Here is a 23,975-nt window from a genome sequence, read left to right as displayed (position 1 = left end):
CAAGTGCCTTTCGGAACATAGCGCAGCTACTTGTAGCTTGTAGCCTGTAGCTCGTAACTTTATTCCTTTCTGAGCAATAGTGAATTGTTTCGTTAAGCGCATATAGATAGTATATAGAGCCTAAAATGGAGAATATAGAGAATTGAAAACGTATTCTATTGAAAACTAGTGATGTATGATTGCTTGATATAGAACTTTTATATCCCGATATAGAGTGTTTGAGACCCGTTTCACCCCTAAATTTGCATTAGGTAAAAACGAAAAGTGAAACATTAAAATCAATCAAACAATGAAAGCAAATTCAATGAAGACCATCGGGAAAAGACTTGTATGCTTATTCCTTATTATGTGTGCAGCAGTATCTATCTCTGCTCAAACTTATCAACTCTCCGGTTGCGTGCAAGATGAAAACAATCAGCCGGTGGAAGTAGCGAACGTTCTTTTGAAACAAGCCAAAGACAGTGCTTACATCACAGGTATGCTGACGGATGCACAGGGTTGTTTTACTTTTACTCAAGCAAAAGGAGAATATCTATTGCATATCACCCTTATTGGTTGTGACGACATCTATCTGCCGGTATCCCTGCAAGGAGATAAGAATGTAGGCATGCTCAGTTTGAAATCCTCTTCTACTTTCCTGAATGAAGTTACCGTTACGGCTGCCCGTCCGGTCATCAAGCGCCTGGTGGACAGAGTGGTTTTTGATACACACAATGCTATTGCCACTGCCGGAGGAAATGCACTCGACCTTCTGCGTGAAGTGCCCGGTCTGCGTGTTGGTCAGAATAGCATAGATATTATAGGTAAAGGTGGTGTGAAAGTGTACATCAACGACCGTGAAACGAAACTCTCCGGTGATGAACTGATAGACTACCTCCGTTCATATGACGCCTCACAGATTCAAAAGGTGGAAGTTATCACCACTCCTCCCTCCAAATACGATGCGGCAGGCAATGCAGGTATCATCAATATCCGCCTGAAATCACGCCCGAAAGACTATCTGGGGGGGACGGTATCCGCTTCCTATAATGTAGGTGAGAAAGAAAACTATGGTTACGGCGGTGTCAACCTGAACATTAGCAAAGGACGTGTATCTTCTTTTGTCAATGCAGGTACCACGCAAGGACAGTATAAGACGCTTGAAACAAACCGCCGTTATTTTGCCCTCAATACCTGGAACGGACGCACGGATTATAAGAACTATATGGCAAGCTATTATGGACAGGCGGGTGTGGATGTTGCTCTGGAACGGAACTGGACAGTAGGTTTGCAGGCTGTTTATAACCACAACTCCCCCAAAGACCATATAGCTATTTCCAAAACAGAAGTGTATGATGCCTCTACCGCCCGTCTGGATTCCCTTTTATTATCAGATAATAGAGAAAACACTGAGTCCGACCGCCTTAACCTGAACTTCCATACCGATAAGACATGGGGGGATAAAGGCAAGAAGATGACTTGGGATGTGGACTACCTGCGTGATAAGCGCGACGAAACAGCGGGGTTCCTGTCCGAAACCCAGACTTCAGGTGGTGCAGTAATTCCCGAAACAAACTTCGATTACAATTATCTGCAAGACCGCAAGGTGGATGTGTTTTCTTCTGCCCTCGACTTTACGCTTCCGTTTGAGAAGTACAAGATAACTACCGGTGCCAAAGTATCCTTTACGAATACCCGCAACCGCATCGACTATGATACTTCGGACCCGACACTGGTTCAGGACGACTATTTCCACTATAAGGAACAAATCTATGCCCTTTATGCCGATTATAGCCGTGAGTTCTCCAAACATTTCTCCATGCAGTTGGGCCTGCGTATGGAACACACCCGTACCACCGGTATTTCCGAGTCGGAGAATAAGACGGACAAGCATGACTATACCCGTTTGTTCCCTACCGTCTATTTTCTTTATTCCCCGAACGAAGGTAATGCATTGAATCTTAGTTTTTCCAACCGTATTGCCCGTCCTTCGCAGAATATGGTGAATCCTTTTCCGTTCTATCAGAACAAATATACTTTTGCCCGTGGAAAAGAAGACCTGAAGCCCTGCTATACCTATAATGCCGAATTGGGGTATACACTGAAGAATAACTTCAACGTTTCACTCTATTATTCTTATGCGGATGATGTATTCTTTCAGATAGTAGGCCTCGACCCGGAGACGAATGTCAGTTCTTTCCTGTGGGACAACTTTATGAAGACGCATAAGTTCGGCATTAACAATTCGTATACGTTCCGCACAAAGTGGTTGCAGACTTATGCACAGCACGGAGTGAATTACAGCCGCACTACATCCAGTGCCGCCTCCACCCCGTCCGAAGAAAAAGGTTGGGCGTACTATGCCAGCTTGCGCAATACTATCTTCCTTAATGCGAAGAAGACATTCCTCGGAACACTTTCCGGTTCGTTCACTTCGAAGTCTTATCAAGGTATTTACCTGGTGAAACCTACTTATGGCATCAGTGCAGGATTGCTCTATCGTATGCTGGACAATAAACTCAGCCTTAGTCTGAATGCCAATAACATTCTGGTCAGCCATTCAAAGATGGAAGTTGTTTCCAATGGTGTCCGGATGACTGTAGACAATCAGTTCTCCTTCACCAGCTTCCGCATAGGTGTTTCCTATACATTCGGTGGAGACATCCGGAGCAAGGGGCAGAGAAATAGTAACAGCGATATTCAGAACAGATTATGATGAAGTTTAAAATAGTCTCTTTGATTGCTTTCACCGTTTTTACCTGACTGAAAGTTTAGAGATGGGTGGTCTGTCAACTTGAAACAAGGAGTTGTTTCGGTTTGGCAGGCCATTTTTTTGTATCATTCCCCCTTTTCTACCATTTTTTCCCCCTCGTTTTCTCTTTGATTGTCCACTTTTGCATTGAGATAAATGAATTTAAACAAATCAAATTTAATCATTAAAGATATCAGGTATGAAAAAGATTATTTTCGCCGCATTCCTTCTTGGAGTTCTGTCAGGAGGATGTGCACAGGAGGAGGATAATACGTCTCCGTTTCAGGTGGTAGTGGCTCAGGATGGCAGTGGCGACTACACAACTATTCAGGCTGCCATCGATGCAGCGCCGGAAAACCGACAGGAACCTTGGCTCATTTTCGTAAAGAACGGTTCGTACAGGGAACAAATTGTTGTGCCCGAGACCAAGACTTACATTCATCTCATTGGTCAGGACAAGGACAAAACAATCATTCATCATCTGCTGAATGTAGGTGGAAAGCCCGAAGAAGGAACAGAACCGGAGAAAACGGCTTATTGGGAACACTCTGTTCATAACCCCGTTTCCGAAGTATACAACTTTGAAGGTAGCGTCGTGAAAGTGAAGGGTGATCATTTCTATACGGAGAACATCTCTTACGTAAACGACTGGGGAGTAGACAACCAAAGCGGTCCCCAGGCCTTGGCTATGAGTAGCCAGGCAGATTGTGCGGCATTCAATAATTGTATCTTCCGTTCCTTTCAGGATACCTGGATGACTTCTACCAATGATTCGGACCGTCATTACGTGAAGGATTGCTGGATTGAAGGTGCTGTCGATTACTTTTATGGCGGGGGAGATGCCCTGCTCGAAAATTGCACCTTATATAATGTACGTAGCGGTTCGGTGATTGTGGCTCCCTGTCACAAGGATGCTAAGTTCGGATATGTGTTCCGTAATTGTATTGTGGATGGTAATGCTTCTGCTGCCGATGGCAAACAAAAGTTGGGGCGTCCCTGGCACAACTCGCCACGCGCCGTATACATCCATACCACTATGCGCATTCCTCTTGCCACGGAGGGATGGACCAATATGGGTGCCATACCTGCCTTGTTTGCTGAGTATGACAGTCGTGATGCTGAAGGCAACATTCTGGACCTGAGCCAACGCAAAACCGAGTATGACGGACGTGGTCCGAATAATCCTCCGAAAGGTTCCTGTCCTGCCACTATCACGAAGGAAGAAGCAGATGGATATGTGTACGAACGGATTATTCCCGGCAATGACGGTTGGGACCCTCGTGCAATGATGGAAAAACTCCCGGCTGCCCGTGAACTGAAACTGAAAGGAAAGAAAGTAAGTTGGGATGCTGTGCCCAAGGCTGTCGGCTACATTCTTTTCGATGATGACCAAGTGGTGGGGCTTACCCAAAAAACAGTTTTTCATTTGGCATCCGGAATAAAAGGAAATTTGAAAGTATGTGCAGTCAATCGTTATGGTTCGTTAGGACTTGAGAATTCTCTTTAAGTTAATGAATAGTAATGGCACTATAATACATTGACATTTTTTGCATGTGGAATCCCGGGCTTGTGAAAGTCTGGGATTTTTTGTGTAAACCGCTTGTATTTATTGGTATAACAAATATTTTCCTCTTTTTTCGATAGTTTTTACCCCTCTCTACACCCTTAATTAGTCAATTTTGCATCAGGAAAAATAAGTGAAACTAAATCCTTTATTAATGTGAAACAAAAATCTGTAGAAATGAAAAACAAGTGTTTTGTATGGCTAATGGCCATACTGTTGATGGTTCCCATCGGACTGTCTGCACAAGAGATTACCGTAAAGGGTAACGTGACAGACTCGACCGGAGAAGGTGTTATCGGTGCATCTGTTGTAGAAAAAGGCAATGCCGGCAACGGAACAATTACCGATATAAACGGTGATTTTACTTTAAGAGTCAGTGGAAAAAGCAAAAAACTGGTTGTCTCATACATAGGTATGCAGTCCCAGGAAGTAGATGCTGTTGGCGGAAAGACACTGAGTATTAAACTTCAGGATGACTCTAAAATGTTGGATGAAGTAGTGGTTGTGGGGTATGGTACAATGAAGAAGAAGGACCTGACGGGTTCCGTTTCTTCCATGAACGACAAAGTTCTGAAAGACATTCCCGTGACTTCTGCCTTGCAGGCAATGAGCGGACATCTGGCGGGTGTAAACGTAACGGTGACGGACGGTTCTCCCGATGCCGAAATCAAGGTACGTGTGCGTGGTGGTGGTTCAATCACTCAGGACAACTCTCCACTGTATATTGTAGACGGTTTTATCGTGAAGAATATCAACGATATCCCTCCCGGCGATATTCAGGATATCACGGTGTTGAAAGATGCCTCTTCTACGGCTATTTATGGTGCCAAGGGTGCCAATGGTGTAGTATTGGTAACTACCAAGAGCGGTAAGGCAGGTAAAACAGTGGTGGATGTGAACTCTTATGTTGGTATTAAGAAGACGTATAACCTGACGGATGTACTTTCTCCTTATGAATATGTATATTATCAGAAGGAAATCGATTCAAGTCCGAATGTATCCAGTGCCGGTTTCTACAGCATGTATGGTATGTGGGACGATATAGATCTCTACAAGTATCGTGAAGGCATCGACTGGCAGGACCAGCTTTATGGAAATACCGGTTTGCAGAAGAACTTCAATGTATCTCTTTCGGGCGGTACGGAAACTATGCGCTACAATATCAGCTATACACGTGATGATGAAGACTATATCATGCTGAACTCTAACTATGTGCGTGATAACTTCAATATTAAGCTGAACAAGTCTTTCGGTAAGGTTATCGATTTGGATATTACGGCCCGTACTACGAATACGGTGATTGATGGTCCTGATGTATCCGGTGGTCGTAAGCTTCGAGACGGTGTCAAATATGCTCCGGTAAAGAGTATCACGACATTGTCTATGGAGAATTTGGCAGGTACTTCAGAAGAGCTTGACTGGGCGGAAGCAGCCAGTATGTTGAACGACCCGATTTATAACATTACTAATGAGTATAAAAAACAATATTCCTTTGTCAACTCTTATAATGCCGGTTTGACATTCCACATTATCAAAGGTTTGGATTATCGCATTCAGGGTAGTTATTCCTACGAGAAAGCACATACGGATAACATTTGGTTAAAAAAGACTGGTGAGTCTAATGCCAATGGCGGACAGCCTGTTGCCAAGCGTGAATATACCGATGGTTATCGTTTCACGGTACAGAATCATCTTACCTATGACTTTACCGTCGCGAAAGATCACCGTTTCAATATTATGTTGGGACAGGAAATCTTTTCCGGTAAGTCGGATAGAATGACTCTTCAGTCTAAGTTCTTCCCGAAAGATTTTACGGCAGAGCAGGTATTGGCTATGTGGAACTATGGTGATCCGCTACCTACTTACAATGATATAGGCGAGCCTTCGCGTACTTCCTCTTTCTTCGGCCGTCTGAACTATACACTGAAAGACCGTTACTATCTGACTTTCACGGCTCGTGAAGACGGTACAAATGTATTTGCTCCCGGAAAGCAATGGGGGTTCTTTCCTGCCGGTGCATTGGCATGGCGCCTGTCCGAAGAACCGTTTATGGAAGCTACCAGGAACTGGTTATCCAATGCTAAGGTTCGTTTGAGCTACGGACAGGTAGGTAATGCCCGTGTAGGCTCTTACTGGCGTCAGCAATACAGCTTTGAAAGTGCTGCCAACAGACTTTACTACATCGGTGAGAAAGTGCAGAGCGGTCTGAAGCCGACCAATACACTTCGTAACGAGAACCTGACTTGGGAAACCAAGACTTCTGCCAATCTTGGTCTGGATCTGGGCTTTTTCAATGATAAAGTGAATGTGGTGATCGATGCTTATAATGACGTAACTAAGGATTTGATTCTGGCTGTAGATATCCCGACTCACTCCGGTTATGCCACTCAATATCGTAACCTGGGACAAACAACCAACAAAGGTTTGGAATTAACTGCCAACTGGTATGCTATTGAAACTAAAGATTTCAACTTGTCATTGGGCTTCAATATCTCTTTCAACCGTAATACGATTGACAAACTGGATGGTTCTGATTCTATGATTGCATCTTCAGGATGGGGCGTAAGCATCGGCTCGGACGACTACCGTGCTATTGTAGGTAAATCTATCGGCCAGATATGGGGATATAAGCAAGATGGGTTCTATTCTTTCGATGATTTCACCTTCAATGAAGAAACAAAACGTTGGATCATCAAACCGGGTGTGGCTGATTGTAGTGATATTATCGCAACCAGCGGTAACTGGTTTGGACCGGGCCATATGAAACTGAAAAAACTGACGGATACCGATTCCGATAAGATTACGACGGATGACCGTACTATTATCGGTAATACTATGCCGAAACATACCGGTGGTTTTAATATCAATGCAGACTATAAAGGTATTGACTTCGGCATACAGTTTAATTGGAGTTATGGGAATGATATCCTGAATGCAAATAAGATTGATAATACAACTTATGCAGGTTCCAAGAAATATCAGAACCTGAGCAGCGATATGTCTTTGGATAAACGTTTCACTACCATCGATCCGGAAACTGGTTACAACATCATGTATGGTGAATATGCTAATCCGGCACGTTTACAGGAAATCAACCAGAATGCCAGTATTTGGCATCCGTTGATGAACTCCACTATTCTGACGGACTATGCTATCGAAGATGGTTCATTCCTTCGCCTGAGTAACCTGACTATCGGTTATACATTGCCAAAAGCATGGACGAAGAAGTTTTTGGTTGAAAAACTTCGTGTGTACTTCACCGGTTACAACCTGCATTGCTGGACGAAGTACTCCGGGCAGGATCCCGAAGTAGATACCCGTCGTAGCACTCCGTTGACCCCGGGCGTTGACTACTCTGCTTATCCAAAAGCACATTCATTCTTATTTGGTATTAACCTGACACTTTAAAAAACTAATAATCATGAAGAAATTATATATCTTAACTTTGGCTGCTGCCATGCTGGTCACTACTTCCTGTGATGACTTTCTGGCAACTGATACGCCTTCCAAACAAAGCAACACGAATGTGTTCAATACCGAGGCTATGGCTGAGGCGGCTTTGATGGGAGTTTATGCTACCATGTCCGATACTTACGTTTATGGACAAAAGATTTCTGTAAACTGGCAGAATATCAGTGATACGGAAAACTGTAATCTTTATCTTACTAATTATAAGGAAGTGAACAGTGACTATGGTCAGAATCACTACTATGGTAATTCTGGTAACTCCACTACCCGTTGGAACAATATTTTCCGTTTTGCCGAATTGGCTTCGGCTGCAGTGGAGGGAATGCGTGAAGGAGAATTGCTGAAAACAAATCCGGCAGTGGGCCAACCGTTGTTGGGTGAAGCTTTAACTCTGAGAGCTTTGGCTTATTTTGAGTTGGTACGTATTTATGGAGATATTCCGTATAAGAAGACAACTTCCAATTCCGACCTTTCCAATGTATATATCGGCAAGATTGACCGTGATTCTGTTTATGCTGATCTTGTGAAAAACCTGCAGGAAGCAATTGGATACCTGCCCTGGTTGGGCAACGGTAAAGCTTCTACCGCAGAACGTATCAGTAAAGGATTTGCAAAAGGGTTGTTGGCACGTGTAGCATTGTTTGCCGGTGGCTGGTCGTTACGTGATGGAAATCAGTTTCCTGACTTACAATTGGAGAAGCACCCCTCTATTCCTGAAATGAACGGCTACTATGTAGGTCGGGTAAAGAACTATAAGGAGTATTATGAAATAGCAGCTAAACAATGTGCCGAGATTCTGGGTGATCCTGAGAATCCACATCAATTGGACCCTGATTTTGAAAATATCTGGAAGACGGTGAATCATCTGGATCAAAATCCTTATAATGAAAACTTGTATGAAGTAGGCTTAGGTGTGGGTAATACCGGTGACGTTGGTACTCTGATGGGCTGGGAAGTGCAGCAAGGTTCTATGTACGGACAGCAAGGTATGGGCAGCAGTTATGTTACTTCTACTATCTATTATTTCTATTCTTTTGGCAAAACCGACAAACGTCGTGATGTAACACTGACTTTCGGTCGTTGGCGCAAAGAAAACTATGAGGACTTTAGTCTTAATGCAGTGAACGTTCACTATGCCAAATGGCGTATGTATTGGACCAGTGAAACTTACCGTGCTCTTCACTTGGCGGCTGCCGGTCGTGTAGCTACGGGCATCAACTGGATTGTGATGCGTTATTCTGATATCTATCTGATGTTTGCTGAGGCTATGAATGAACTTTATGGACCGGACCAATTGAACACAACTGCCGGTATGACTGCCCGTCAGGCTTTGGAAAAAGTTCGTGAACGTGCATTTGGCGCAGGGTCTTCTGAAATCCTGAAATATGATTCCGACTTCTTCAATGCTATCGTGAATGAACGTGCCTGGGAGTTTGGCGGTGAAGGTATCCGTAAGATGGACCTGATTCGTTGGGGATTGCTCGATACTAAGATTGAAGCCATGAAGGAAACTCTTTGCCTGATGCTCGATAATCAACATCCGGTAACGATTTTTGATAAGACATATCAGCCTACGGACTTCCCGACGGTATTGTATTACAAGAAGAGAACAGATGACAACCTGTATGTAGATTACTCAAGTCCCAACTATTACCAGGAATTGGGTACAGCCCCTGCAGGTTATGAAAAGTTGGATTGGTTCCCGAAAGCCTATGCGAAACCCGAAACCGGTTCCAGCACTACTTATCGTGACGAACTTGCCAAGATTCTGGTGATGGCAACCGGTATCAATGCATCTTATGACTATAGTGCATTGCTCAGCAAATTGAAGAATGGTGCCGAAATCGGAGATATGTTGAGACAATATCCTATTGGTAACGGAACTTGCAATTACCGTCATCCATACGCTATCTATGATACGGACATTTATCAGTCAAAAGGTAATCTGGTAAATTCCTACGGTTATTAATAAACGGACTATAGAATTAAAAAATGAAGATTATGAAACTTAAAAGCATATTCGCATCCCTCGTGATGGCAGCCGCAATCTTTTCATCATGCGACCGTGACGTGAATGACTGGGAAGTGGCTACCGGTGAGAACCGTCTGTTCAAGCCTCTGATTTTTGAGGCAAGCAGCCTGAAGCCTACTTCCATCCAAATTAAACATACTAGAGTGGTTGATGCAGCCAATTATGTGTTTGAATTCAGTAAAGATGCCGACTTTACAACAATTGATAAATCAGTTGTGATTTTAGCTGATACCTTGACCCCGTTTGCTGATTCCAATACAGCCATGAAGGTGGAATACCGTACGTGGTTTGAGGGCTTTGATGGTACTACCAACTACTGGGTACGTATGCATGCCGAGAATGCCGATGCATCTTTGAAGTCTAAACTGAGCTCATTTACTTTCACTACGCCGGCTGAACAGATTTTCAGAGGATGCAGACCAACGGTTAACAGTCTTACTATGCTTTGGGAGCAGACTGACCGTGTGACTAACCTTGTGCTGATGGATACGGACAGTGTGGTGGTTGAAAACCATACATTGACTGCAACTGAAATACAAAATGCCAGTGCAACTTTTGAAGATCTTGAAATGGGTACTCCTTATATTGTACAGATATTCTATAATGAAGTATTGCGTGGAACGATAGATGTGAAAACTTCCGGTTTTATAAATAGTGTTGTTCTTAATGTTCCTGGTTATATCGGAGTGGAAAATATTAATGAATTCCTGACTGAATATGCTGGAAAAGGATATAAGAGAGCTACAATAAATTTTGCAGCCGGTTTGGAATGGAATTTGGAAGGTACGATTATTATTCCAACCGGAATGGAAGATGTGAGTTTCGTCGGTTCGGAAGATGCCAGTGGCAAGTTGTCGCAACTGAACAAAGTCTATTTCGCAATTGAAAGTGAAGTGAAAGATGTAAACTTCGAATATCTCAGTATGAATTCAGATGGTGGATTCATGTTCCAGGTAGGTGCGGAAAAGTTCCATGATATCAACTTTGAGGGTTGTGAAGTGAAGAAGATTAACTCTGCGGTTCGTCTCCACAGCGGTGCCGAAGGCAATAGTATCAACTTCAACAACTGTCTGGTATCGAATACCGGTGGTTGGAGCTTCCTTAATGTAGGTTCAGGATGTACCATTCCTTCTATTAATGTAACGAACAGCACACTGACTGAGTTCAACACCCGTATTGCTGATATACGTGTGAAGACTGATATCAAGTTCAAGAACATAACTCTGGTAAATATTGCAGAAAAGATGACTCACCTTTGGTTGCTTGACAATAATTCCAAGCCGACACTGACCATTGAAAATTGTATTTTTGCCGGTCCTAACGGTGGGCAGAAGTTGCACTCTACGAATGGCAACTACGGTAATGTTTCCATTTCTTATGGTGGTTCTTACAAAACAAATGACCTGGTGGAAGACTCTCGTCCGTTGGCTGATATCACAGTAGTGGATCTGGATATTTACGGATTGTTTGTAGATCCTGCCAATGGTGATTTCCACATTAAACCGGGTGCCGGATTTGCAGGAACAGGCGTGGCAGGAGACCCGAGATGGTTTTAATTTATAGGTATTAGATTCAGGATAAGATTCTCTTAAAAGAAAGTCCGGGCTTATGAAAGTCCGGACTTTCCTTTATATTCTGATGGAGTCATTCCCACTTGCTTCTTGAAACATTTACTGAAATACTTAGGATCATTGAAGCCTGTCATATACGCTACCTGTGAGAAGTTGTATTCTCCACTGTCTATTAACTGTACAGCACGTTTGATTCGTATTTCCCGTATAAAGTCTACGGGTGACAAGCCGATGATGGACTTCAACTTCTGGTAGAAGACTGTACGTCCCAATCCCAGCTTCTGTGCAAACTCTTCGATGGTTAGCTCGGAATTATCCATTTCCTTTTCCATTACTTCCATTACTTGCTGCATGAATTGCTCGTCGTAAGGGGTGATCTGTGGCTGTGAAGGCGATAATTCAATGGAAGATGCCGAAGGCTTTTCCTGTTTTTCCGACCACTCTTTCCAGTAAATCTCCTGTAGCTGTTTGCGCTGATGCAGTAGAGATTTGATACGGGCTTTCAGATAAGTGGCGCTAAAAGGTTTGGTAATGTAATCATCAATACCTTGCTCCAATCCGGAAATGCGGTCATCCAATGAAGACTTAGCCGATAACAGGATGATAGGTATATGGCAGATATCCCGGTTTCCTTTGATACTCTTTACCATATCCAGTCCGTCCATTACCGGCATCATGATGTCACTTAGGATAAGATCGGGAACATATTCTTGGGCATGTTCCAAACCTTCCTGGCCATTGATTGCCTCAATGACCTTGTAATCTTCTGCAAGAATGGTATGCAGGAATCCCCGTAATTCAGTATTATCCTCTACAATCAGTATAGAGATCGGGTCTGTTTCATCCGCATCTGCAGATACGGCGGGCAAAGTTTCATCATTCGTGCCGGGTGTTTCTACAGAAGCCCCGTCATTCAATATGAACTCGGTATTCTCATTTGTTTCATATGCTTTTTGTCCCATTGGCAGTGTAACAATAAACTCGCTGCCTACTTCGGGCTGGCTTTTTACTTCGATACTACCGCAGTGCAGTTCAATCAGCTCTTTTACAAGTGACAGCCCGATACCGGAGGAAGGTTGCAATATATTATACTTCACCAGTGTTTCAAAACGTTGGAAGAGTGTTTGCTGTTTTTTCGGATCAATGCCGATACCTTCATCGGTTACCGATACAATTAATTTATCCTCTTCCACATTGGCATAAACTGTAATGGATTTATTAGCCGGAGTGTATTTGAATGCATTGGATAACAGATTGAAGATAATCTTTTCGAATTTGTCCTGATCGATCCAGGCGGATATTGCTTCCTGATTGGTTTGCAATTGATAGTTTATATTCTTCTCTTCCGCAATGAGACGGAAACTATCCATTACTTTTTGCAACAATGCAATCACATTCGTCTTTTCCAGTAATACTTTCATCTTTTTATTTTCTATCTTCCGGAAGTCCAATATCTGGTTTACCAGGCGAAGCATGCGTTCCGTATTCTTATGTACCAATGTCAGGTGCTTGCGTGCGTTGGTAGAAAGTGTTTCATGTTCCAGTACTTCGGTCACCGGACTGGATATGAGTGTCAACGGGGTACGCAGTTCATGCGAAATGTCGGTGAAGAAACGCAATTTTATATTAGCCAGTTGTTGCTCCAGGCTTATCCGGTGCCGTAGCCTGTAGATGTAGAGAATGATATAGACGATAGTTGCCGTTGACAATATAAACAATACAACATAAAGCAACCATGCCCAATAAGTTTCCCAGAATGTGGGAAGTACGGTGACAGGCAGTACCCGTACTTTTTCCGTCCATACTCCGTCACTATTGGTAGAGCGTACCTGTAGTTCATATTTTCCCGGAGGAAGATTGATATAGCTTGCAGAGCGGCTGTTATCCACTTCATTCCAATGCTCTTCCAATCCTTTTAAACGGTAGGCATAACTGATGGAGGCCGGGTCTGTATAGTCCAGAGCGGCAAATTGAAAAATAACATTGCGTTCGGAAGGCTTCAACTTTAATTCTTTCAGATCGTCAATGTCCAAATCCTGTGAAGCACCTTGTATTTTTAGGTCTGTAAAGACAATGGGTGGGGTATAGGTACTTTTTTTGAGTTGCTCTGGCATTATTTTCAGAACTCCGATATCCGTACCTAACAATAGTTGGTGCTGTCCGTTTTGTACAGGGGCGGCTTCGGTGAAGTAGAGTTCCCTTTGCAGATACTTCTTGTCATAATATTCAAAAGTCTCCTTTTCCGGGTTGAAGCAACTCAATGCATTTTCTGATATAACCCAAAGGTTCTTCTGGTTATCTTCAATCATAGAGAGTACCAGGTCGGAGGGCAGACCATCTTGTGTGGTGTATGTTTTGAACTCTATTTCATTACTTAGCAGGTTGTCGGACAGGATTTTATTAATACCACCGGTAAAGGTGAGTATATAAGTGTCTTTCCGGCTGTCTGTATAGATATAGGTGACGTCATTACTACTAAGGCTGGACATCTTGTCCGGAATCCGTATGTTCCGGTGAAAACTGATTTCTTCCGGTCGTGTGAATTCAACTGGGAAGGTCAGCAAGCCTTCTGTTGTAGCCACCAGCAATACATTTTCGATTTCGGTGATATACCGTACTTTAGCAGAATGGCTTTGGGGATACTTTTTGAGTTGGTTTCCATTATGCAGGAACCGAATTTCTCCTTCCGGCGTTTCTTCCAGCAGGTTCAGACCTCCTCCGAAACAACCTATCCAAATACGTTTCCGGCTGTCTTGGTAGATAGTATAAATACTATTGTGACTTAAACTGTACGGGTCACCCTTTTGCTGGGTAAATTGGGTTATCTTGAAACGATTATCACCAGCTCTTTCTACTCGGAAGAGTCCGTCTTGCTTACTGCCCATCCAGATAATTCCTTTGGCGTCTTCCATAAAACAGTAGATGTTTTTGGAAAATGATATAGGCTTTGAACTAATTGTACCTTCTGGAGTCAGGTACCCTTTTAGGTTTCCATTAGCCTGATAAATCCTGATGAAGCCCTTTTTGGTGGTTACCCAGAAGTCTTTTTTCCGGTCTATCAGGAAAGCACGGGTTTCGAAACCATTATCAATGGATTCCAGATGGCAGGCATGGGGGAAGAATGATATTTTGGTTACATCCCAGTTGTTGCAGAACCATAGGTTCCCTTGGCAATCGAGGAAGTAGTTGAGAATGTTAGGGCTGTATTTGGAACCTGGATCATTGTAGTTGGTGTAATATGGTTTTAATTGCCGGTCTTTTCGGTCATAGTAACAGAAGCCGCCATTATGAGGGTTCATCCACAAAGTTCCCTGTAGGTCCTCGAAGATAAAATCACGGTTGATACGTTCAGCATTGGGAAGATCTTCCTGAGGAGTTACGTAATGTTGTTTGTCCTCTGTAGATAAATTATAGCGTACCACTCCGCTTATATCGGAAAACAGCCATAATTCACCATAGCGGTCTTTAAATGCAGATGTAACTCTGGATGAGGGATAAGTAGGTGTGCGGGGATCTATTTGCCGGAACTTCTTGTTCTGGCTAAAGAAGATGTACAAGCCATTATCGGTGGATAAACCAATACTGTCTTTTCCCAAGCTCTGGATAGAGTAGATATGATTAGAAGTTGGGAAAGGCATTTCCAGAAATTGAAGTTGCTGTGTTTTTGGCTGATATATAGCCATTTGATTGTCAGGGGATATCAGATATATATTACCGTTATCTTCTCTGATGCTTTGAAAAGGAATATTAGATTCTATTTTCTTTTCTCCGACGATGGAAACTCCTTTGTCGGTCAATATCCATTCATCTCCATCACTATCCTGGTATACAGTGATAATATGACTACCTTTCAGATTATTCTGTTCCGGACTATAAAGGGTAATTCCTTCTCCCTCTTTGCATTTCTGTTCATCAATCCGAAAAGCTTCTGTTTCGCATAAAATCCAACTAATCCCTTTCGGAAGGCTGTAGACAATGCGTACAGCATAGGATTGTTGATTCTGCTCCTCAATGGGGCGTAAGATATCCGTAAATTTTTCACTGCGGCTGTCAAACAGGTAGATGCGATAGTCATAGGTTTGGCACCAGATGTCACTGGTTTGGGTCGGGGTGATGTATGACAGGCGGTTACTGGTCAGTGTATTGCCATCTCCGGGATATGCTTTATAATTTTTAAATGTATATCCGTCGAATTTATTCAGCCCGTTCCATGTGGAGAACCAGATAAATCCTTTGGAGTCCTGTATGATGTTCATTGCTGTTCGTTGTGACAGTCCATTATAAGCTGAAAAATGCTGGATCTGGCATACGGGTTGCGCTGCAATTCTGCATGGAATAAAAAGCAAAAACAGCAGTAAATGAGTTATTTGTGATATAGTACACGTTTTCATGATATCATTGATTGTTTCTTCTTTAAGCAAAGATACAACAAAAACTACTTTTCTCCTTAATAATCTTTAATTCCTTGTAGATTCTTCCTTCTACTCTTGTTTTTCTAATGAATAATTCGATATATTTGTGATATCAAAATGATATCACATAAATCTATAAAGTATGGAAACAAAAGAAAAGGATTTCAATGGTTTTAAGATGAACGGCTTCTTAGGCTTATTTATTCATCTTATTGTATTACCAGCACTTATCTACTTTGGTTTTATTACCTGTGTCTCGACGGCAGTTGTGGCTGGTGTTCTCTGTATTGTCTGGTTAATCATGTTTGCCGGCTATATGCAATTGGAGCCGAACGAAGCCCGGGCTATGGTTTTCTTCGGCAAATACCAAGGAACGTTTAAAGAAACCGGATTCTTCTGGGTGAATCCATTTCTGGATAAGAAGAAACTTTCTCTCCGTGCCCGTAACCTGGATGTGGAGCCTATCAAAGTGAATGATAAGATAGGTAATCCCATTCTTATCGGTTTGGTATTGGTGTGGAAGCTTAAAGATACCTATAAGGCTATGTTTGAGATTGATTCACAGACGATGGCATCTTCGGCTCATACGTCGGGAAATGCAAATCAGATTACTATAGGTAATGCAGTTGCCAGTCGTATGAATGCTTTTGAAAACTTTGTGAAGATACAGAGCGATGCAGCTTTGCGCCAAGTGGCCGGACAATATGCTTATGATGATAATGAGGCGGATGCCGAAGGGCTGACTCTTCGTTCGGGTGGCGAGGAAATCAATGAGCAGTTAGAACAAAAACTGAACGAACGCCTTGCCATGGCAGGTATGGAAGTAGTGGAAGCACGTATCAATTATCTGGCTTATGCGCCTGAGATTGCGGCAGTGATGCTTCGCCGTCAACAAGCTTCGGCCATTATCTCTGCTCGTGAGAAAATAGTGGAAGGTGCTGTTTCCATGGTGAAGATGGCTTTGCATAAACTTTCTGAAGAGGAGATTGTTGAACTGGACGAAGAAAAAAAGGCGGCTATGGTGAGTAACTTGTTGGTAGTGCTCTGTGCTGATGAGGCTGCACAGCCGGTTGTAAACACGGGTACATTGAATCATTAATCAGAAATGTAGTATGAACTTTTCTTTTCTATATAAATGGGCGTTAGTGCTCGGCTTACTACTGGGGCATGTGGCAGCGGTTTTTGCACAGAATACAAATATGGACCGTGCCAAGCATGTATACGAGTTGTTTGTAGCAAATCAGGGGGACAGCATTCATGCCCTTTTAACAGAAGAGTTGCAGGATAAATTATCTCCGGAAGTCTTCAAGGATATGTTTAAACAGTCGGAAAGGCAATTCGGTAAACTCCAGTCTACAGGAGAGTGGAAGAAAGAGACTGCACAGGGCATTACGCTTTATTATTCCGACTTGAAGTTTGAGCGTTACAGTCTCCGTTTTTTGTTATCGTTTGATGCTGATGGCGGAATGAATACGATTCGTTTGATGCCCGTGCCTGCTGCTTCTACGGCACAGCCTGTGGTCTATAATAAAGAAAAGATGCTTGAACGGGATGTAACGGTCGGGGCCGATGGTTTTAAACTGCCCGGAACTTTGACGTTGCCTGTAGGGAAGAAGAAAGTTCCTGTGGTAATCCTCGTACATGGTTCCGGTCCGCATGATCGTGATGAAACTGTCGGGCCGAATAAGCCTTTCCGTGATTTGGCTTGGGGGCTGGCAGAGCGTGGCATTGCAACAGTGCGTTATGAGAAGCGTACAAAAGCTTATGGTGCGGCTTGTGTGCCGGAAGGCCGGGCAATTGATTATGACACCGAAAGTGTTGATGATGCTGTAGCCATTGCAGCCTGGGTAAAGACATTGCCGGAAATTGATGCGGACAGCGTTTATGTATTAGGGCATAGCTTGGGCGCTACACTTGCTCCACGCATTGCAGAGCGGGCTGACGGGGTGGCGGGTATCATTCTTGTAGCTGCTTTGGCTCGTTCGTTTGAAGATGCTATCGTTGAACAAGTAACTTATATATTTTCTTTGAAGGATTCTTCTGACAGTGCCAAAAAGCAGATTGCAGAAATAAAGAAGCAGGCAGATAATACAAAGAAACTGGGTACGTCGGAGTTTGATGATAAGATTCCCTTGTTGCTGGACGCTCCCCGCTCTTACTGGGAGTTTGCTAATGCATACAAACCTGTGGAGGTAGCAGTTAAACTAACTTTGCCTATGCTTATATTGCAGGGCGAACGTGATTATCAGGTCACTATGGAGGATTTTGGGTTATGGCGCTTCGGATTACTGCGTAATAAGAATGCTTTCTTTAAATCTTACCCTAAGCTCAATCATATGTTGCAGGAGGGGAGTGGGAAGTCTACTCCGTTTGAGTATGAGCGTGAGTCGCCTGTAGTTGGATATGTAATGGATGATATTGCGTCATTTATCCGCAATGGGAGTTTGCTATAATATAAATTCAACCATAATTTGTAAATCATTAAATTATAAAATAGAATCGTGGCTAAAAAAGAAACTTCAACCAAAAGCTTTGTCCTGCGTGTAGACGCTGCGACCATGGATGCCCTCGAAAAGTGGGCAGCCGATGAGTTTCGCAGCACTAACGGACAGCTTCAGTGGATTATTGCTGAAGCGTTGCGGAAGAGCGGGCGGATGAAGAAGATTAAAAATACTCCTCCGCCTCAGGAATCTGAAACGTAATTCAGTGATTAATTGTTAGTGATAAGTGATTAATAATTTCAATCGTATATTATAGATTGTCAAATCATAAATTGATAGTTTTATGTTAAATCTTGGTCCTTATTCTGCTAAAGAATTCTCAGGTATCCGCATACATCCTACTGTTGTGGATCGCATTATGGAGGGTGTTGCTGCATTATTTGCAGTTGCTGCCTGGGTATGTGCAATATGGGTTTATCTTCATGTGGAAGATAAAGTAACGGCGAATTTCTCACTTTTATCTGCTGGGCTTGCCACTTTCAGCTTTCTGGCTATAGGTGCCACAGCTTATCTGCCTATCCGTTTTGTACATTTTCCGGTACGCATCACCCAACAGAATGTTGCCACACAATTTTTTCTGGCAATTCGCTTGGCACGGGTGCTGAATATTATGATAGTCCTGCTCTTCCTCGTCCTTGTTTTTAATAAGGTGGAGGTGGAATATGGCATTCCGCAGGGGCTGTGCAATATGCTCACAGCCGGTGTCGGTTGTCTGCTGGCGATAGTGCTGATTGGGTATTATATATTGGCTTTCAAGTATAAATAGAATTATTTGTGAGTATAAATACCTAATTATGGCTATTAGATTCTTTCATTATACCTTGTTTTAGGGATTGTGACATCTCCTCAAATACCCTACTTTTGCAACATCAGATTTAATGAATTAGTTAGTCATAATTACGTAACCACTTTTATTAAGGAAAAAGGTTCCCGTCTTCCCCGATGTGATATCGTGAAGGAATGGGAATTTTTTCATTTAATATCCTGTCGACAAGAAGTTAAGAGTTTGTCGACAAGGAGTTAACTTCTTGTTGACAAACTCTTAACTTCTTGTAAGCGATTGATAATTAGTATCTATTTTGCTTTTGATTTAGCGCCTTTTTACTCTTATTTTTGTGCTTTATTCAGTGCTCCGATGAGGTAATTGCTATTTTAGGGATAAATCCTAATGTACCTTTTATAGATTATCCTTGATATCCTGCAACTCCACCAGCTTATTCACAATAGCATAAATGGTGAGACCTGCCGGAGAATGTATTTGCAGTTTACGGGCGATGTTCCGACGGTGGGTGATAACAGTATGGATGGAGAGGTAAAGTTGGTCGGCGATGGCTTTATTGGTCATGCCTTTCACAACGCAGGTTATTATTTCTTTTTCACGCTGGCTGAGCGTTTCCTGCTCGTTTTCTTTCTCTTCTTCTTCGTCTGTGCAAAGCAATTGGTTTATTTTAGTAGAGATTATTTCTGTATCATCGCAAATAGAGAGGTGGTCGTCGTACTCTTTTAGTGAATTATTGTCGATGACTGAGCATACAAGTGCCAAATATTTAGTTTCTACCTTTCCGTTTTCAGCTTTGAACGTTGTAATGTCAAACCAACCGCCGAAGGTTGGATTGACGATGAGAATATCCGGTGTGTTCAGGTGGATGTAGCTCTGCAGAGATTCCGGGGAAGAGATTTCTATTGGATGTATATTCAGGTTGGGCAAACGCTTTAGTACTGTTGTAAGCCCACTCCGGATGATGACTGAAGTCTCCGCAACTGCAATTTTTATAGAAGAGGCATTATTGTTCATTTTTCAATCTCCTTTCCAATTGTGCCACAGCAGGAACAAACATGTAGTCTTCTACCTGGCAGTGTGAAGCAAGGTCATGTTCGCAGTTGAAGATATCGAAAAGAACGGCGTTGAGCCTGTTGTTATTCTCTTTTTCCGGATAATATTTAATGATGATATTTTTTAGTTCTGTAAGCTTGGTCTCTATCTGATTGTGCTTGCTGGCAAAGGTTGCTATGTCGTAATTCTCGGCAAGCTTGCCTTCCAGAAGCTTTTCCACATAGGTGAACACAGCCTCGTTTTCGTATTCCATATGGCGGCGTACTTCCTTGGCGTATTCATCGAAAAATTTCAGAATGAGATAGGCGATGTTGTCGGTACCTGAGCAGTCGATGGACTCGATGAGCTTACGGCGTATGACAGGTAGCTTAAAATCGAGAAAATAGGTGTGTGCCTGTTTCAGATAATCCATCAATGCAGGAATAGAGAATGCATCTTCATCTTCACTGTAGGTATAGGCATATTGTTCTTCACTGATGAAATTGGCTACTGCAAGAAAGGTACGGTAGTCTACTCCTTGGGCTTCACAAACGTCCTTCACGCTTTTATCTCCAAAACCCAAGGAGAGACCAAAGCGGCTCATAACCATTAATAAGGAGTAGTTATCACAGATAAGGTCGCTCATTTTGTCTGTGGCACGGTACTTATGCGGTTCATTCATTGCAGATTATCCTTTCTTTCTTTGTTTATTCGTGCGCAAAGGAACGGATTTTCCTTGGAAATAGCAATCGCTATTTGTAGGTATTTTCTGTTTAGTCTTATTTAACGAGGAAAATTAGTTTATAAACTAAATATTTTAGTTATTTGCAGAAAACAAATAAAGACTATGAAAGGATTGACTGCGAAAGAAGAAGAAATTATGGGATTTTTCTGGGAGAAAGGTCCGCTGTTTGTGAAGGAGATGCTGGCTTTCTATGAAGAACCGAAACCACATTTCAATACTCTATCCACGATTGTAAGAGGACTGGAAGAAAAAGGCTTTCTGGCGCATAAGACGTATGGCAATACGTACCAATATTATGCGGTGGTGAATAGGGACGATTTTAGTAAAGGAACACTGAAGAAGGTAATCAGCAAGTACTTTAATAATTCGTATCTTAGTGCAGTGTCGTCTCTGGTAAAAGAGGAGGATATTTCGCTGGACGACCTGAAGCAACTGATTGCTGAAGTGGAGAAAGGAACAAAATAGTAACTTTAAATGCCGGAGATTATGAAAAACATTGCGATAACTTGTTTGGTTCTGGTGGCTGTTTGCGTAGGTTTACAGGCAAAGAAAACTGTGAAAGCACCTTATTTCATGGCGGCTAGCGGTAGTCAGCTTGAAATTGAGAAAGTGACGTTGGGCAAGGATACGACGTGGGTGGATGCAAAAATATATACGATCTCGGGCGATGATGTGAGAATAGATTCGACAACGGTTTTGCAGGTTGCCGGAAAAAGATATGCATATTTGGGTGGCGATGGCTTCTCTAAAGGATTATGGACACGAGTGCCGGCTTCAGGTGAGTTGTCCGTGACGCTGAAATTTGAACCGCTCCCTATGGATGCGGAAAGTTTCGATTTCATGGAAATGCCGGATTCGGATGATAAAGGCTGGTGTATATACGGGGTGCGTCTGGATGGGAAGAAGCCTGACATCGGAATGCCAGAGAAGCTCTTGAACCAGCACTTGGATTACTCCCTGCCTTTGCCTGACCCTGAACTGAAAAATGGAAAGACGGTGATACGCGGGCAGATATTGGGATATAATCCAAGCTATGGAACCGCTTTGAATTTTAATTGTACGAATTGGTTGTTCTTTGACATATTCGGGCAATCAATCCCAATAGCTGACGACGGCAGTTTCCGGTATGAAACAAACCTGTTGTTGCCCGGTGAAGCTACTTTGCGGGTAGGGAAAAAGCGTTTTGACTTATTTCTTGTTCCGGGTGGTGAACTTGTAGTGACTTTAAATTTACCGGCTATTTTCTGGTCTGAGACCCGTCTGTTCGGGAAGAAAGAAAATGGACAGCTTGTTTGGTTTGAAGGGACTTATGCCGGATTGAATATGGAACTGGCAAAATATGGTTCATTGATGAATATATATAGTGCTGATAATTTCTATGAAAATATTTGTGGAGTTACTCCCAATCAGTATAAGAAGTATGTGACTAAGATTTACGAAAAATATCGTGCAGACATATTGAAGAACAAGTCGTTGAGCGATGCTGCGCATGCTTATCTGATAACTAAGCTGGAAATGTCGTATTTCTTTGCCATCAATGGATATAAAGGTAATATTAGTTATGCACCGATGATTTCCGGAAAGAAAGGGGTGAAGCGGGCGGATATGACAGTGGATGAAAACTATTATGATGAAATTTTGAAATTGGATTTTGCTCATTCGCCTTATATCCGTTATGGTAGTTATCCGGATTTTGTCCGCGTGGCTATCGAAAAATTCAAAGGAAAGTTTGAACCGGAATCTATCTGGGAGGATGTTTTGCGTGCAAAGCCTTTAGGGGATGCTCTTGCCCGGATGAAGCCGTTGAGTGAGGAGCAATTGTTGACTCTGGATAGTATCTCCAACTCGGAGATAAAGAAAGCTCTGAATATTCGGAATCAAAAAATAGTAGATTTACTTGCGGAGAGTGCAAAGAAAACCGGTTATACCATTTGCCAACTGGATACGGCAGTTATGGCGGATAGCCTTATAGCTACTATTACCCGCCCTTATCGTGGAAAAGTGGTATTGATAGATATGTGGAACACTTGGTGTGGTCCCTGCATGAGGGCAATGAGGAGCTTACAACCGGTTAAAGAAGAATTGAAGGATGTGGTGTATGTTTATGTGGCGGATGAATCTTCGCCCGAAGGAAAGTGGAAAATCACGATACCTGATATTCACGGCATACATTACCGGATTACCGGTGAACAGAGTTCCGCTATGGGAAAACTATATGAATACCCCGGAATACCTACATATTTCATTGTAGACCGGGACGGAAATATTGCATATAAAGTTACCGGTTTCCCCGGTGCAGAGGTGATAAAAGAAGAATTGAGTAAATTATAAAACAGTACATCAATATGGGAATTTTCTTTGTCTATATATTGAAGTCGTCGGTTTGTCTGGCAGTGTTCTACCTGTTTTACCGCTTATTGCTGAGCCGCGAAACGTTTCATCGTTTCAACCGGGTGGCATTATTGAGCATATTATTGCTGTCGTGTCTCTTGCCACTGGTGGAGGTGACTGTGGAGAAACAGACGGAAGTTCATCAAACAATGATGACTCTGGAGCAGTGGCTGATGCTGGCAGATATGATGAATGCTGAAAGCACGGCAGAGTTGCAGGCAGAGGAAGTGACGGTGACTTGGATACAAGTGGCATTATTGGTGTATCTGGCCGGTATCTTGTTCTTTGCCTTCCGAAACGGGTATTCATTGTTGAAGTTAGGCGGTCTGCTACGGTCGGGTAGGAAAGAGCAACTTGAAAAATATACCGGTGGCGAAGAAAAAGTAACTTTGATTGTACATGACCGTGATATAGCTCCGTTCAGTTGGATGAAGTATATCGTTATTTCGCAGAAAGACTTGGATGAGAACGGGCGGGAGATACTTATCCATGAATTGGCCCATATCCAGAACCGGCATTCGTGGGACTTGCTGGTGGCAGATATATGTATTTTTTTTCAATGGTTCAATCCGGCTTCGTGGCTGCTGAAGCAGGAATTGCAGAATATCCATGAGTATGAAGCAGATGAAACAGTGATTGAAAAAGGCGTTGACGCGAAACAATATCAATTATTATTAATTAAAAAAGCTGTCGGCACAAGGCTCTACTCTATGGCCAACAGCTTTAATCACAGTAAACTTAAAAAAC

The 23,975-nt window shown here is 42.7% G+C and carries 15 protein-coding genes; 12 read left to right on the top strand and 3 right to left on the bottom strand.

Annotated elements, in window-relative coordinates; all coding sequences use genetic code 11:
- Window positions 1-289: 289 nt before the first annotated feature.
- From QZ135_RS20830 to QZ135_RS20810, 5 genes are all read left to right on the top strand, one after another.
- Window positions 290-2,695: a TonB-dependent receptor gene (locus QZ135_RS20830; RefSeq protein ID WP_294614011.1), complete on the top strand. Its 2,406-nt coding sequence runs from the start codon at window positions 290-292 to the stop codon at window positions 2,693-2,695.
- Between the two features lie 235 nt (window positions 2,696-2,930).
- Window positions 2,931-4,238 (top strand): pectinesterase family protein, encoded by a 1,308-nt coding sequence (locus QZ135_RS20825; RefSeq protein WP_294614006.1) that lies wholly within the window; start codon window positions 2,931-2,933, stop codon window positions 4,236-4,238.
- A 234-nt stretch (window positions 4,239-4,472) separates the two neighbouring features.
- On the top strand, window positions 4,473-7,703 hold the full coding sequence (locus QZ135_RS20820) for a TonB-dependent receptor (RefSeq protein ID WP_294614004.1): 3,231 nt from the start codon (window positions 4,473-4,475) through the stop codon (window positions 7,701-7,703).
- A gap of 13 nt (window positions 7,704-7,716) precedes the next feature.
- Complete coding sequence (locus QZ135_RS20815; RefSeq protein WP_294613999.1) at window positions 7,717-9,732, top strand: RagB/SusD family nutrient uptake outer membrane protein; 2,016 nt, start codon at window positions 7,717-7,719, stop codon at window positions 9,730-9,732.
- Between the two features lie 32 nt (window positions 9,733-9,764).
- Complete coding sequence (locus tag QZ135_RS20810) at window positions 9,765-11,351, top strand: DUF5123 domain-containing protein (protein WP_294613996.1); 1,587 nt, start codon at window positions 9,765-9,767, stop codon at window positions 11,349-11,351.
- A gap of 50 nt (window positions 11,352-11,401) precedes the next feature.
- Here the strand turns inward: QZ135_RS20810 and QZ135_RS20805 are convergent, their stop codons facing one another.
- On the bottom strand, window positions 11,402-15,757 hold the full coding sequence (locus QZ135_RS20805; protein ID WP_294613994.1) for a response regulator: 4,356 nt from the start codon (window positions 15,755-15,757) through the stop codon (window positions 11,402-11,404).
- 163 nt (window positions 15,758-15,920) lie between these two features.
- On the opposite strand from QZ135_RS20805, the gene QZ135_RS20800 reads away from it, so the two are divergent.
- From QZ135_RS20800 to QZ135_RS20785, 4 genes are all read left to right on the top strand, one after another.
- The gene (locus QZ135_RS20800) at window positions 15,921-16,877 is read left to right on the top strand and encodes an SPFH domain-containing protein (protein WP_294613991.1); all 957 of its coding nucleotides are present in this window, start codon (window positions 15,921-15,923) and stop codon (window positions 16,875-16,877) included.
- A 13-nt stretch (window positions 16,878-16,890) separates the two neighbouring features.
- Window positions 16,891-18,231, top strand: coding sequence for an alpha/beta fold hydrolase (locus QZ135_RS20795; RefSeq protein ID WP_294613988.1), 1,341 nt, complete (start codon window positions 16,891-16,893; stop codon window positions 18,229-18,231).
- A gap of 48 nt (window positions 18,232-18,279) precedes the next feature.
- A complete protein-coding gene (locus QZ135_RS20790) occupies window positions 18,280-18,480 on the top strand; it encodes a hypothetical protein (protein WP_009131659.1) in 201 nt (66 codons plus the stop codon).
- An 82-nt stretch (window positions 18,481-18,562) separates the two neighbouring features.
- Entirely contained in the window at window positions 18,563-19,045 is a 483-nt protein-coding gene (locus tag QZ135_RS20785; protein ID WP_294613983.1) for a hypothetical protein, read from the top strand.
- A gap of 411 nt (window positions 19,046-19,456) precedes the next feature.
- Here the strand turns inward: QZ135_RS20785 and QZ135_RS20780 are convergent, their stop codons facing one another.
- Together QZ135_RS20780 and QZ135_RS20775 are read right to left on the bottom strand one after the other, a co-directional pair.
- Window positions 19,457-20,074: a LuxR C-terminal-related transcriptional regulator gene (locus QZ135_RS20780; protein WP_294613980.1), complete on the bottom strand. Its 618-nt coding sequence runs from the start codon at window positions 20,072-20,074 to the stop codon at window positions 19,457-19,459.
- Entirely contained in the window at window positions 20,064-20,774 is a 711-nt protein-coding gene (locus QZ135_RS20775) for a hemerythrin domain-containing protein (RefSeq protein WP_294613977.1), read from the bottom strand. Before QZ135_RS20775 ends, QZ135_RS20780 begins: the two co-directional genes overlap by 11 nt.
- 165 nt (window positions 20,775-20,939) lie before the next feature.
- Between QZ135_RS20775 and QZ135_RS20770 the strand changes: the two genes are divergently transcribed.
- From QZ135_RS20770 to QZ135_RS20760, 3 genes are all read left to right on the top strand, one after another.
- Window positions 20,940-21,302 carry a BlaI/MecI/CopY family transcriptional regulator gene (locus tag QZ135_RS20770; RefSeq protein ID WP_217714146.1) on the top strand — a complete coding sequence of 121 codons (363 nt, stop codon included), beginning with the start codon at window positions 20,940-20,942 and terminating at the stop codon, window positions 21,300-21,302.
- 21 nt (window positions 21,303-21,323) lie between these two features.
- The gene (locus QZ135_RS20765; RefSeq protein WP_294613974.1) at window positions 21,324-23,168 is read left to right on the top strand and encodes a TlpA disulfide reductase family protein; all 1,845 of its coding nucleotides are present in this window, start codon (window positions 21,324-21,326) and stop codon (window positions 23,166-23,168) included.
- 14 nt (window positions 23,169-23,182) lie between these two features.
- On the top strand, window positions 23,183-23,975 hold a 793-nt coding region (locus QZ135_RS20760; RefSeq protein ID WP_294613973.1), incomplete at its 3' end, for a M56 family metallopeptidase.

Source organism: uncultured Bacteroides sp., from assembly GCF_905207245.1.
In the GTDB taxonomy this organism is placed as follows: domain Bacteria; phylum Bacteroidota; class Bacteroidia; order Bacteroidales; family Bacteroidaceae; genus Bacteroides.
This window is presented reverse-complemented; position numbering and strand designations above follow the sequence as displayed.